The 13,249-nt window shown below is 71.3% G+C and carries 10 protein-coding genes; 9 read left to right on the top strand and 1 reads right to left on the bottom strand.

Annotated elements, in window-relative coordinates; all coding sequences use genetic code 11:
• Positions 1-196 precede the first annotated feature (196 nt).
• Positions 197-3,712, bottom strand: a complete 3,516-nt coding sequence (metH, locus tag N8I86_RS09175; RefSeq protein ID WP_263277547.1) for a methionine synthase — start codon at positions 3,710-3,712, stop codon at positions 197-199.
• Between the two features lie 329 nt (positions 3,713-4,041).
• Here metH and N8I86_RS09180 point away from each other — a divergent pair, with 329 nt between their 5' ends.
• The 9 genes from N8I86_RS09180 to N8I86_RS09220 all read left to right on the top strand — a co-directional run bounded on the left by N8I86_RS09180 (position 4,042) and on the right by N8I86_RS09220 (position 13,220).
• Positions 4,042-4,806, top strand: a complete 765-nt coding sequence (locus N8I86_RS09180; RefSeq protein WP_073899725.1) for an IclR family transcriptional regulator — start codon at positions 4,042-4,044, stop codon at positions 4,804-4,806.
• A gap of 348 nt (positions 4,807-5,154) precedes the next feature.
• Entirely contained in the window at positions 5,155-5,949 is a 795-nt protein-coding gene (locus N8I86_RS09185; RefSeq protein ID WP_123438434.1) for an MIP/aquaporin family protein, read from the top strand.
• A 70-nt stretch (positions 5,950-6,019) separates the two neighbouring features.
• Complete coding sequence (gene glpK / locus N8I86_RS09190) at positions 6,020-7,558, top strand: glycerol kinase GlpK (RefSeq protein ID WP_073899730.1); 1,539 nt, start codon at positions 6,020-6,022, stop codon at positions 7,556-7,558.
• A gap of 47 nt (positions 7,559-7,605) precedes the next feature.
• The gene (locus tag N8I86_RS09195; protein WP_263277548.1) at positions 7,606-9,222 is read left to right on the top strand and encodes a glycerol-3-phosphate dehydrogenase/oxidase; all 1,617 of its coding nucleotides are present in this window, start codon (positions 7,606-7,608) and stop codon (positions 9,220-9,222) included.
• 230 nt (positions 9,223-9,452) lie between these two features.
• Positions 9,453-10,052: a 1,2-dihydroxy-3-keto-5-methylthiopentene dioxygenase gene (locus N8I86_RS09200; protein WP_263277549.1), complete on the top strand. Its 600-nt coding sequence runs from the start codon at positions 9,453-9,455 to the stop codon at positions 10,050-10,052.
• The gene (mtnC, locus tag N8I86_RS09205) at positions 10,049-10,768 is read left to right on the top strand and encodes an acireductone synthase (RefSeq protein WP_263277550.1); all 720 of its coding nucleotides are present in this window, start codon (positions 10,049-10,051) and stop codon (positions 10,766-10,768) included. Before N8I86_RS09200 ends, mtnC begins: the two co-directional genes overlap by 4 nt.
• On the top strand, positions 10,765-11,373 hold the full coding sequence (mtnB, locus tag N8I86_RS09210; protein ID WP_263277551.1) for a methylthioribulose 1-phosphate dehydratase: 609 nt from the start codon (positions 10,765-10,767) through the stop codon (positions 11,371-11,373). The genes mtnC and mtnB overlap by 4 nt, the downstream gene beginning before the upstream one ends.
• A gap of 144 nt (positions 11,374-11,517) precedes the next feature.
• Entirely contained in the window at positions 11,518-11,970 is a 453-nt protein-coding gene (locus N8I86_RS09215; RefSeq protein ID WP_263277552.1) for a phospholipase, read from the top strand.
• Positions 11,971-12,200: 230 nt separating this feature from the next.
• A complete protein-coding gene (locus tag N8I86_RS09220) occupies positions 12,201-13,220 on the top strand; it encodes a PAC2 family protein (protein WP_073899742.1) in 1,020 nt (339 codons plus the stop codon).
• Positions 13,221-13,249: the final 29 nt, after the last annotated feature.

A 13,249-nucleotide genomic window follows, 5' to 3' on the forward strand; every position in this document is an offset into this window, starting at 1 on the left:
TTATCCCGCGCGCCCTCGGGTATCCCTGGAAACACCCCCGGCGCAGGCCAGAGGCCCTTCGGCATGCCCTGCGGCGGCACCTCGGCGCCCCGCAGGGGCGCGGGGAACTGCGCGACCGACCCCGCATCCGGCCGCACACGCGCACGGCCGGACGCGGAGCGGCGGGTGGGCGACGGACGCCGACCCCCGGGAGGGCTCAGCGGGCGTTGAAGTACTTGGCCTCCGGGTGGTGGATCACGATGGCGTCGGTGGACTGCTCGGGGTGGAGCTGGAACTCCTCCGAGAGGTGGACGCCGATCCGCTCGGGCTTCAGCAGCTCGGCGATCTTGGCGCGGTCCTCCAGGTTGGGGCAGGCGCCGTAGCCGAGGGAGAAGCGGGCGCCCCGGTACTTCAGGGCGAACATGTCCTCGATGTCGGCCGGGTCCTCGCCGGCGAAGCCGAGTTCGGCGCGGACGCGGGCGTGCCAGTACTCGGCGAGGGCTTCTGCCAACTGCACGGAGAGGCCGTGCAGTTCGAGGTAGTCGCGGTAGGCGTTGGCCTCGAAGAGTTTGGCGGTCTCCTCGCCGATCCGGTTGCCGACGGTGACGACCTGGAGTCCGACGACGTCCGTCTCGCCCGACTCCTCGGGCCGGAAGAAGTCGGCCAGGCAGAGCCGGCGGCCGCGGCGCTGGCGGGGGAAGGTGAAGCGGGTGCGCTCGTTGCCCTGTTCGTCCAGGATGATCAGGTCGTCGTCCTTGGACACGCAGGGGAAGTAGCCGTGGACGACGGCCGCTTCGAGGAGGTTCTCGGTCTGGAGCCGGTCGAGGAGGCCGCGCAGCCGGGGACGGCCCTCGGTCTCCGCCAGTTCCTCGTACGTGGGTCCCTCGCCGGTGCGGGCCTGCTTGAGCCCCCACTGGCCCTTGAACAGGGCGCCCTCGTCGAGCCAGCTCGCGTACTCCTTGAGCTGGATGCCCTTGATGACGCGGGTCCCCCAGAAGGGCGGGGTCGGCACGGGGTTGTCGGTGGCGACGTCGGAGCGGACGTGGCCCTCCTGCGGGCGTTCCTCGACCTCCACGGGGGCGGTGGCGCGTACCCGGCGCTGCTTCAGTTCCGGGAGCTTGGCGCCGGGCACGCCCCGCTTGACGCCGATCAGCGCGTCCATCAGGCGCAGGCCCTCGAACGCGTCGCGGGCGTAGCGGACCTCGCCCTCGTAGACCTCGTGCAGGTCCTGTTCGACGTAGGCGCGGGTCAGGGCGGCGCCGCCGAGGATGACCGGGAAGCGGGCGGCCAGACCGCGCTGGTTCAGCTCCTCCAGGTTCTCCTTCATGATCACCGTGGACTTCACGAGCAGTCCGGACATGCCGATCACGTCGGCCCGGTGCTCCTCGGCCGCCTCCAGGATCGCCGAGACGGGCTGCTTGATGCCGAGGTTGACGACGTTGTAGCCGTTGTTCGACAGGATGATGTCGACCAGGTTCTTGCCGATGTCGTGGACGTCGCCGCGCACGGTGGCCAGCACGATGGTGCCCTTGCCGTCGGCGTCCGACTTCTCCATGTGCGGTTCGAGGTAGGCGACGGCCGCCTTCATGACCTCGGCCGACTGGAGCACGAACGGCAGCTGCATCTGGCCGGAGCCGAACAGTTCGCCGACGACCTTCATCCCGTCGAGCAGGGTCTCGTTGACGATGTCCAGCGCGGGCCGGTCCTGGAGCGCCGTGTCGAGGTCCGGCTCGAGGCCGTTGCGCTCGCCGTCGATGATCCGCCGCTTGAGGCGCTCCTCCAGCGGCAGCGCCGCCAGTTCCTCCGCCTTGCCGGCCTTCAGCGACTTCGCGGTGGCGCCCTCGAACAGCTGCATCAGCTTCTGCAGCGGGTCGTAGCCCTCGGCGCGGCGGTCGTGGATGAGGTCGAGGGCGGTGCGGACCTCCTCCTCGTCGAACCGGGCGATCGGGAGGATCTTCGAGGCGTGCACGATCGCCGAGTCCAGGCCCGCCTTCACGCACTCGTCCAGGAAGACGGAGTTGAGCAGGATGCGGGCGGCCGGGTTGAGGCCGAAGGAGATGTTCGACAGGCCGAGGGTGGTCTGGACGGCCGGGTGGCGGCGCTTGAGCTCGCGGATGGCCTCGATGGTGGCGATGCCGTCCTTGCGGGACTCCTCCTGCCCGGTGCAGATGGTGAAGGTCAGGGTGTCGATGAGGATGTCGTCCTCGCGGATGCCCCAGTTCCGCGTCAGGTCGTCGATCAGCCGTTCGGCGATCTCCACCTTCTTCTCGGGGGTGCGGGCCTGGCCCTCCTCGTCGATGGTCAGCGCGATCAGGGCGGCCCCGTGCTCCTGGGCCAGCTTCGTGACCTGCGCGAACCGCGACTCCGGGCCGGCGCCGTCCTCGTAGTTCACCGAGTTGATGACGGCGCGGCCGCCGAGCTTCTCCAGGCCCGCCCGGAGTACGTCGACCTCGGTGGAGTCCAGGACGATCGGCAGGGTGGAGGCGGTCGCGAAGCGTCCGGCGAGTTCCTCCATGTCCGCGACGCCGTCGCGGCCGACGTAGTCCACGCACAGGTCCAGCATGTGGGCGCCCTCGCGGATCTGCTCCCGCGCCAGCTCCACGCAGTCGTCCCAGCGGGCCTCCAGCATGGCCTCGCGGAACTTCTTCGACCCGTTGGCGTTGGTGCGCTCGCCGATGGCCAGGTAGGCGGTGTCCTGCCGGAACGGCACCGACTGGTACAGGGAGGCGGCGCCCGGTTCGGGGCGCGGGTCGCGCGGGGCCGGGGTGAGGTCGCGGACCCGTTCCACCACCTGGCGCAGGTGTTCGGGGGTGGTGCCGCAGCAGCCGCCGACCAGGGAGAGGCCGTACTCGCGGACGAAGGTCTCCTGCGCGTCGGCCAGCTCGGGCGCGGTCAGCGGGTAGTGGGCGCCGTCCCTGCCGAGGACCGGCAGGCCCGCGTTGGGCATGCAGGACAGGGGGATGCGGGCGTTGCGGGCGAGGTGGCGCAGGTGTTCGCTCATCTCGGCCGGGCCGGTGGCGCAGTTCAGGCCGATCATGTCGATGCCGAGCGGTTCCAGCGCGGTCAGCGCGGCGCCGATCTCGGAGCCGAGGAGCATCGTGCCGGTGGTCTCGACGGTCACGGACACGATCACGGGCACGTCGATGCCGAGGGCTTCCAGGCCGCGGCGGGCGCCGAGGACGGCGGCCTTGGTCTGGAGGAGGTCCTGGGTGGTCTCGACGAGCAGGGCGTCGGCGCCGCCGGTGACCAGGCCCTCGGCGTTGCGCTGGTAGGCGTCGCGGAGGGTGGTGTAGGGGGCGTGGCCGAGGGTGGGGAGCTTGGTGCCGGGGCCGATGGAGCCGAGGACCCAGCGGGGGCGGCCGTCCTTCGCCGTGAACTCGTCGGCGACCTCGCGGGCGACGCGGGCGCCGGCCTCGGAGAGCTCGTGCACGCGCTCGGGGATGTCGTACTCGCCGAGGGCGGAGTGGTTCGCTCCGAAGGTGTTGGTCTCGACGCAGTCGACGCCCACGGCGAAGTACGCCTCGTGGACGGAGCGGACGATGTCCGGGCGGGTGAGGTTGAGGATCTCGTTGCAGCCCTCGAGCTGCTGGAAGTCGTCGAGGGTGGGGTCCTGGGCCTGGAGCATGGTGCCCATGGCTCCGTCGGCCACGACCACGCGGGTGGCGAGCGCGTCTCGGAGCGCGGACACGCGGGTCCGGCTGTCGGCGGAAGGGGACGTTGGCAACGAGGCCATGAAGGGGCTCCCTGGGATGCGACGGCTGTCGGCTATGCGGATTCCCCGGCTGGGCGGGGGCCGCACGGCGCCAGCGTAGCCGGGAGTGGGCTTGGATGGGCAGCGGCGTCCACGAGGCGGACGCGGATGGCCCCGGCACCACGTCCGGGCCACGTGTGATGTAACAGGTGTCGTCGGACCATTAGCGGGAGGTCGGCATCGACCGGTAGTGTTCGACATTGCCGAACGGCGGTTAACACGACGTACGACGGTGTACGACTGCGGTCGACACCAGTGGACGGCGTCGACGGCGATCGTCGGCGGTCGGAGGAGACGGAGGCAGGACGGCGATGGCACGGAACATCCAGTCGCTCGAACGGGCGGCCGCGATGCTGCGGCTACTGGCGGGCGGCGAGCGGCGCCTCGGCCTGTCGGACATCGCCTCGTCGCTGGGCCTCGCCAAGGGCACGGCCCACGGCATCCTGCGCACCCTCCAGCAGGAGGGCTTCGTGGAGCAGGACGACGCCTCGGGGCGCTACCAGCTGGGCGCGGAGCTGCTGCGCCTGGGCACCACCTATCTCGACGTGCACGAGCTGCGGGCGCGGGCGCTGGTGTGGACGGACGACCTGGCCCGCTCCAGCGGGGAGAGCGTGTACCTGGGCGTCCTGCACCAGCAGGGCGTGCTGATCGTGCACCACGTCTTCCGGCCGGACGACAGCCGGCAGGTGCTGGAGATCGGGGCGATGCAGCCGCTGCACTCCACGGCGCTGGGCAAGGTCCTGTCGGCGTACGACCCGGTGGCGCACAGCGAGGTGCTGGAGGCCGACCGCAAGCCCTTCACGGACCGCACGGTGTGCGACGCGGGCGACTTCGAGCATCTTCTCGACCTGACGCGCGCGCGTGGGTACGCGGCCGACGTGGAGGAGACGTACGAGGGGGTGGCGTCCGTCGCGGCGCCCATCCACAACCGGCGGCGGATGCCCGTGGGTGCGGTCGGCATCACCGGTGCCGTGGAGCGGCTGTGCCGGGAGGGCGAGCTGCGCCCCGAACTGATCGCCGCGGTGCGCGACTGCGCCCGGGCCGTCTCCAGGGACTTGGGCGCGGGCCGTTTCTGAGCGCTGCGCGCTCCTGCGAGTGGGTGACCGGGACGCCGGGCGGCGTTCCGGTTCTCGCCATACTCTGAAATGGACATATAGGGCGAGAAGGTATGTCAGCGCAGGGAAGAGCGATAACCGGCAGCGATCAATAACGATCCTGTTTTCGATAACAGAACTCTTGACGCACGCGTAACGCCGAAGCAAGACTCCCGTCCATCGGTCGGCATTGTCGAACACCTACCGGCAATACGCGTTAGAGTGTGACAACGCCAAGGGCCAGCTCATCGCTCTCACCCCCGAGGGCGCCAGACCCCCGGAGGGACCCGGGGTTCGGCTACCCCTGGACGAAGGACAAAGGAGTCGCGGGTGTCCAGCTCCGACATCTTCATCGGCGAGACCATCGGTACCGCCATACTCATCCTGCTCGGCGGCGGCGTCTGCGCCGCCGTGACGCTGAAGGCCTCCAAGGCCCGTAACGCCGGCTGGCTCGCCATCACCTTCGGGTGGGGCTTCGCCGTACTGACGGCCGTCTACATCTCCGGGCCGCTCTCGGGCGCCCATCTCAACCCGGCCGTGACCGTCGCCCTGGCGATCAAGGACGGCGAATGGAGCAACGTTCCGACCTACTTCGCCGGCCAGCTGCTCGGCGCGATGATCGGCGCGACTCTGGTGTGGCTCGCCTACTACGGCCAGTTCCACGCGCACCTCACCGACAAGGAGATCGTCGGCGGTCCGGGCGCGCAGGCCACCGCGGCCAAGGCCGTCGAGGCCCAGGAGAAGGGCGCGGGCCCGGTCCTCGGCGTCTTCTCCACCGGCCCGGAGATCCGGAACATCGCGCAGAACCTCGCCACGGAGATCATCGGCACGGTGGTGCTGATCCTCGCGGTCCTCACCCAGGGCCTGAACGACAAGGGCAACGGCCTCGGCGTCCTCGGCGGTCTGATCACCGCGCTCGTGGTGGTCTCGATCGGTCTCTCCCTGGGCGGCCCGACGGGCTACGCGATCAACCCGGCCCGTGACCTCGGCCCGCGCATCGTGCACGCCCTGCTGCCCCTGCCCAACAAGGGCGGTTCCGACTGGAGCTACGCCTGGATCCCGGTGGTCGGCCCGCTGATCGGCGGCGCCATCGGTGCAGGCATCTACAACGTCGCATTCGCTTAAGAAGCACCAGGACTTCCCGGCACGCGCCGTACGTACAGCCCCAACACCACGGATCTTCCAGGAGCACACAGTGACCGACGCCCACACCGCAGGCCCGTTCATCGCGGCCATCGACCAGGGCACGACCTCCTCGCGCTGCATCGTCTTCGACAAGGACGGCCGGATCGTCTCCGTCGACCAGAAGGAGCACGAGCAGATCTTCCCGAAGCCGGGATGGGTCGAGCACAACGCCAACGAGATCTGGACCAACGTCCAGGAGGTCGTCGCCGGGGCCATCCAGAAGGCCGGCATCACCCGCGACGACATCAAGGCCATCGGCATCACCAACCAGCGCGAGACCACCGTGCTGTGGGACAAGAACACCGGTGAGCCCGTCCACAACGCCATCGTCTGGCAGGACACCCGCACCGACGCCCTCTGCCGGGAGCTGGGCCGCAACGTCGGCCAGGACCGCTTCCGCCGCGAGACCGGCCTGCCGCTGGCCTCGTACTTCTCCGGTCCGAAGGCCCGCTGGCTGCTCGACCACGTCGACGGCCTCCAGGAGCGCGCCGAGGCGGGCGACATCCTCTTCGGCACCATGGACAGCTGGGTCATCTGGAACCTGACCGGCGGTGTCGACGGCGGCCGGCACGTCACCGACGTCACCAACGCCTCGCGCACCCTGCTGATGAACCTGCACACCATGCAGTGGGACCCGAAGATCGCCGAGTCCATCGGCGTGCCGCTGCAGATCCTGCCCGAGATCCGTTCCTCGGCCGAGGTCTACGGCGAGGTCACCGGCGGCAAGCTCGGCGACCTGCTCGGCGGCATCCCGGTCGCCTCCGCGCTCGGCGACCAGCAGGCGGCCCTGTTCGGCCAGTGCTGCTACTCGGAGGGCGAGACCAAGTCGACCTACGGCACCGGCACCTTCATGGTGATGAACACCGGTGACAAGATCATCAACTCCTACGCCGGTCTGCTGACCACGGTCGGCTACAAGATCGGCGAGCAGCCGACGGTGTACGCCCTGGAGGGCTCGATCGCCGTCACGGGCTCCCTGGTGCAGTGGATGCGCGACCAGATGGGCCTGATCTCCACCGCCGCCGAGATCGAGACGCTCGCGCTCTCGGTCGAGGACAACGGCGGCGCCTACTTCGTGCCGGCCTTCTCCGGTCTGTTCGCCCCGCACTGGCGTTCCGACGCCCGCGGTGTGATCGCCGGTCTGACCCGGTACGTGACCAAGGCCCACCTCGCGCGTGCCGTGCTGGAGGCCACCGCCTGGCAGACGCGGGAGATCGCGGACGCCATGGTGAAGGACTCCGGCGACGAGCTGGTGGCCCTGAAGGTCGACGGCGGCATGACCTCCAACAACCTGCTGATGCAGACCCTCGCCGACGTCCTGGACGCACCCGTGGTGCGCCCGATGGTCGCCGAGACCACCTGCCTCGGCGCCGCCTACGCCGCCGGCCTGGCCGTCGGCTTCTGGTCCAGCACCGACGAACTGCGCGCCAACTGGCGCCGGGCCGCCGAATGGACCCCCCAGATGGACGCGGACACCCGCGACCGTGAGTACAAGAACTGGCTCAAGGCCGTCGACCGGACCATGGGCTGGATCGAGGACGAGGACTGAGCGGCCCGAACCGCTCAGAAAGCTCTGACGAGGAGTAAGTACCCGACATGACCAGTCAGTCCACCCTGAAGTCCGTGCCTGCCCTGGGGACGCACCCCGCCTCCGGCTCGAACCCGAGCCGGGCCGAGACCAGGGAGCAGCTCTCCAAGGCGTCGTACGACCTTCTTGTGATCGGCGGCGGCATCCTGGGCATCTCTACCGCCTGGCACGCCGCGCAGTCCGGGCTCAGGGTGGCGCTGGTCGACGCCGGCGACTTCGCCGGTGCCACCTCCTCCGCCTCCTCCAAGCTGCTCCACGGCGGTCTGCGCTACCTGCAGACCGGCGCGGTGAAGCTGGTGGCGGAGAACCACTTCGAGCGCCGTGCGGTCTCCCGCCAGGTGGCCCCCCACCTGGCGAACCCGCTCACCTTCTACCTCCCCGTGTACAAGGGGGGCCCGCACGGCGCGGCGAAGCTCGGCGCGGGCGTCTTCGCCTACTCCGCGCTCTCCGCCTTCGGTGACGGCGTGGGCCACCTGCTCTCCCCCGCCAAGGCGGCGCAGGACGTGCCCGAGCTGCGCACCGAGAACCTCAAGGCCGTGGCCGTGTACGGCGACGACCAGATGAACGACGCGCGCATGGCGCTGATGACGGTCCGCGCGGCCGTCGAGGCGGGCGCGGTCGTCCTCAACCACGCCGAGGTCACCGGGCTGCGTTTCACCAAGGGCCGGGTCACCGGTGCCGACCTCAAGGACCGGACCTCCGGGGACGAGTTCGGCGTCAACGCCCGTCTGGTGCTGAACGCCACCGGCCCGTGGGTCGACCACCTGCGCCGGATGGAGGACCCGAACGCGGCGCCGTCCATCCGCCTGTCCAAGGGCGCGCACCTGGTGCTCAAGCGCACCTCCCCGTGGAAGGCGGCGCTGGCCACCCCGATCGACAAGTACCGCATCACCTTCGCCCTCCCCTGGGAGGACATGCTGCTACTCGGCACGACCGACGAGGAGTTCGAGGGCGACCCGGCGGACGTGTCCGTCACCGAGAAGGACATAACCCAGATCCTGGACGAGGCCGCGTTCTCCGTCCGGGACCAGCAGCTGCAGCGTGACCTGATCACCTACGCCTTCGCCGGTCTGCGTGTGCTGCCGGGCGGCCCCGGCGACACGGCCAAGGCCAAGCGCGAGACGGTCGTCACCGAGGGCAGGGGCGGCATGCTGTCCGTCGCGGGCGGCAAGTGGACCACCTTCCGGCACATCGGCCGCACGGTGATGCAGAAGCTGGAGGAGCTGCCGGGCCACCCGCTCGGCGACGACTTCGAGCCGATCTCCTCGCTGCCGAAGAAGCTGCCGCTGCCGGGTGTCGCCAACCCGCGCGCGGTCGCCCACCGTCTGCTGGTGGACCACCCGGCGCCGGGTCCGCGGATGGCCGCCGACACGGCCAAGCACCTGGCCACCCACTACGGTTCGCTGGCGTTCGACATCGCCCGGCTGGCCAACGAGCAGCCGGAACTGGCCGAGCGCGTCCACCCGGAGGCCCCGGAGATCTGGGCGCAGGTCGTGTGGGCCCGCGACCACGAGTGGGCCGAGACGGCGGACGACGTCCTGCGCCGCCGTACGACCCTGACGATCCGCGGCCTGGCCACGGACGAGGTCCGCGACAAGGTGCAGGGCCTGCTCGACAAGAAGTAGGTGTCGGTGCCGGCCGGTCCGCTCCTCCCCTGACCTGGACCGGCCGGCATCGCGTTCCGGACCCCCGTACCGGGTCCGGATCGGCGTGAGGGGGCGGCTCCCGACGACGGAGCCGCCCCTTCCGTGTGTCCGGCGGCGGTCCGCCGGGACCACGCCCTCTTCCCCTGGCCGCTCCCCGGGTGCTTGTCTCGGTGTCCTGAAGTCCCCCGAACACCGCGGGAGTTGCTGCCATGACCCTGTTGACGACCTGGCCCGAGTCCGGCCCCGACACCGTGGTCCGCCGTACCTCGGACCCCGCCGAGATCGCGGCCGCCCTGAAGCCCCTCGGGGTGCGCTACGAGCAGTGGCCGGTCCGCGCTGACGTGCCCGCCGACGCCGGCGGCGAGGCGGTGTTCGCCGCGTACGGGCCGGAGATCGACCGGCTGAGCGCGGAGGAGGGCTTCACCACCGTCGACGTGCTCGGCCTGCACCCCGGTGACGACCCGGAGTACCCGGTGCGGGCGGAGGCCGCCCGCGAGAAGTTCCTCCAGGAGCACACCCACGACGACGATGACGAGGTCCGCTTCTTCGTCTCCGGCTCGGGTGTCTTCTACCTGCACGTGGACGGGGAGGTGCACGCGGTCCTGTGCGAGCGGGGCGATCTGCTGGGCGTGCCGCGCGGGACCACGCACTGGTTCGACATGGGCACGCGGCCGTCGTTCACCGCGATCCGCTTCTTCCACCAGGAGGACGGCTGGATCGGCAACTTCACCGGCTCCGCCATCGCCTCCCTGTTCCCGGACCACGACACGCTGACCGCCGGGTACGAGCGGGACGGGGCCGCCGGGTGAGCCTGCGCCTGAGGGCGGACGCCGTGGTGCTCGACATCGAGGGCACGACGAGCGCCACGCGGTTCGTCGTGGACGTCCTGTACCCGTACTCGCGCGCCCGGTTCGCCGCGCTGCTCACCGAGCGCGCCGGGGAGCCCGAGGTGGCGCGGGCGGTGGCGCGGGTGCGGGAGGTGACGGGGGAACCGGACGCCGACGCGGTCCGGGTGGAGAAGACGCTCAACGCCTGGCTGGACGAGGACCGCAAGGAGACCGCCCTGAAGACCCTTCAGGGGCTCGTCTGGCGCGAGGGGTTCGCCCGGGGCGACCTGGTCCCGCACTTCTACGACGACGTGGTCCCGGCGCTGCGCGACTGGCACGCGGCGGGCGTCCGGCTGTACGTCTACTCGTCCGGGTCGGTGGCCGCGCAGCGGGCCTGGTTCTCCTCGGCGCCGGGCGGTGATCTGCTGCCGCTGCTCTCCGGTCTGTACGACACCGAGAACGCGGGACCGAAGCAGCAGCCCGAGTCGTACCGCCGTATCGCGTCGGCGACGGGTGTCGCGCCGGGCCGGCTGCTGTTCCTGTCCGACCGTGCCGGTGAGCTGGACGCGGCGCGGGCGGCGGGGTGGCGGACGGTCGGGGTGCGGCGGCCCGGGGAGCCGTACTTCGCGCGGGGTGCCGGCGACCACGCGGAGGCGGGGACGTTCGACGCGATCACCGTGGTGCGGAGCGGCGGGTGAGCGCGGGCGGCGGTGCGCGGGACCTGGCCGAGGCGGGGGCGGTGCTGGCCGCCGAGGCCGCCCGGTTCGCCTCGTTCGGCTGGATGCGGGGTACGTCGGGGAACCTGTCGGTGGTGCTGTCCCGTGATCCGCTGCGGCTCGCGGTGACCGCGAGCGGCCGTGACAAGGGGGAGCTGACCTCCGCCGACGTGGTGCTGGTGGACGAGCGGGGCGCGGCCGTGCAGGGCGGCCGGCCGTCGGCGGAGGCCGCGCTGCACGCGCGGGTGGCCGCGTCGACCGGTGCGGGCGCGGTGGTGCACGTGCACACGGTGGCGTCGGTGGCGATGGGGCGCCGGAAGCCCGGCGGGATCCTCCTGCGGGACCTGGAGATGCTCAAGGGGGTCGGACAGCCCGCGCACGGGGTCGAGGTGAGGCTGCCGGTCGTCGCCAACAGCCAGGACATGGCGGAGCTGGGCGACCGGCTGGAGGCGGCCCGGGACCCGCGGATGCCCGCGGTGGTGGTCGCCGGGCACGGGCTGTACGTGTGGGGCGCGGATCCGCGGCAGGCCCGGCACCACACCGAAGTCGTGGAGTGGCTGCTGGAGTTGGAGCTGACCGGGCGGTGAGGCGTACGGGGGGGGCGGCGGCCGCCGTCCCCTTCCGCCCTGTGGGAGCGGCCGGAGCACGTTAAAGGGGAGCTACAGCCCCCGCCTCCATTGTCATGCACCTGCGGTCCGATGGCCGGATCGCAGGTCTCCTGGAGGTGTGGGATGCACCGCAGACTCGCCACCGGCCTCGCCGCCTCGGCCATGGCCCTCGTCACCGTCACCGCGACCGCCGGCTCGGCCACCGCGGCTCCCGCCGACAAGCCCCAGGTGCTCGCCACCTGGACGCAGACCAGCGCGTCCAGCTACAGCACCTGGGCCGCGGCCCGCGCGAACCAGTCGGCCTGGGCGGCCTACCAGTTCGACTGGTCCACCGACTACTGCAGCTCCTCCCCGGACAACCCCTTCGGCTTCCCCTTCTCGCTCTCCTGCGCCCGCCACGACTTCGGCTACCGCAACTACAAGGCGGCCGGCACCTTCAGCGCCAACAAGGCGCGCCTGGACAGCGCCCTGTACGAGGACCTCAAGCGGGTGTGCAACGGCTACTCCGGCGCCACGAAGACGACCTGCAACGGCACGGCGTGGACGTACTACCAGGCCGTCAAGGCGTTCGGCTGACGGATCCCGGCCCGGCGCGGCGCCACCCCCGGGGTGGCGCCGCGTTCGCGCGTCACCCCGGGAAATGCCCGGCACGGGCCGCGCGGGCTCGCCGCCGACCGGGGGTGTTCCGGGGTGGGGATCGGGGCAGTGATCCGTTCACCACCCCCGTACGAGGGGGCTGCGGACGCCCCCGCCGGACGCCGTAAGGTTGGTGGGTCAAGCGAGGGCACGTCGGAAGGAGGCACTGGGTGATCGAGCTGGAGGGGGTTCCCGAGCTGATCGACCCAGTCATGGTGGCCGCGTTCGAGGGCTGGAACGATGCCGGCGACGCCGCCTCCACGGCGGTCGCGCATCTGGAACGCGAGTGGAAGGGCGAGGTGTTCGCGGCCCTGGACGCCGAGGACTACTACGACTTCCAGGTGAACCGCCCCACGGTGTTCATGGAAGACGGTGTGCGCAAGATCACCTGGCCCACGACGAGGCTGTCGGTGGTCCGTGTCGGCGGCGACAAGCCGCGCGATCTCGTGCTGGTCCGCGGCATCGAGCCGTCCATGCGCTGGCGCTCGTTCTGCAACGAGCTGCTCGGCTTCGCGCACGAGCTGGGCGTGGAGCTGGTGGTCGTCCTGGGCGCCCTGCTCGGGGACACCCCGCACACGCGTCCGGTGCCGGTCAGCGGGGTCACGTCCGACGCGGACCTGGCCCGCCGCATGGACCTGGAGGAGACCAAGTACGAAGGCCCGACGGGCATCGTCGGCGTCCTCCAGGAGGCGTGCGCGCACGCCGGGGTGCCGGCGGTGTCGCTGTGGGCGGCCGTCCCGCACTACGTCTCCCAGCCGCCGAACCCGAAGGCCACCCTGGCACTGCTCAACCGCCTGGAGGACCTGCTGGACCTGCGCATCCCGCAGGGCGAGCTGCCCGAGGACGCGCGCGCCTGGCAGGTGGGCGTGGACCAGCTGGCCGCCGAGGACAGCGAGGTCGCGGAGTACGTGCAGACGCTGGAGGAGGCCCGGGACACGGCCGAGCTGCCGGAGGCGTCGGGCGAGGCGATCGCCCGCGAGTTCGAGCGGTACCTGCGGCGCCGGGATGCCGGTCCGCCGGGCGGCCACGCGACGGCCGAGGGCGGCGAGGGCGGCTCGTTCCTGCGGGACAACCCGGGCGGCAGGCCGCGCCCGTCGAAGCCGGACACCTCCGGCGGTTCGGGTTCTTCCGGCGGCGGTGCGGCCGGGAGCGGCCCGAAGGGCGAGGACGAGGACGGCCCGGAGGACTGAGGACAGCGACGAGGGGGCGGTTCCCGGCC

Source organism: Streptomyces albidicamelliae, from assembly GCF_025642175.1.
Lineage (GTDB): Bacteria > Actinomycetota > Actinomycetes > Streptomycetales > Streptomycetaceae > Streptomyces > Streptomyces albidocamelliae.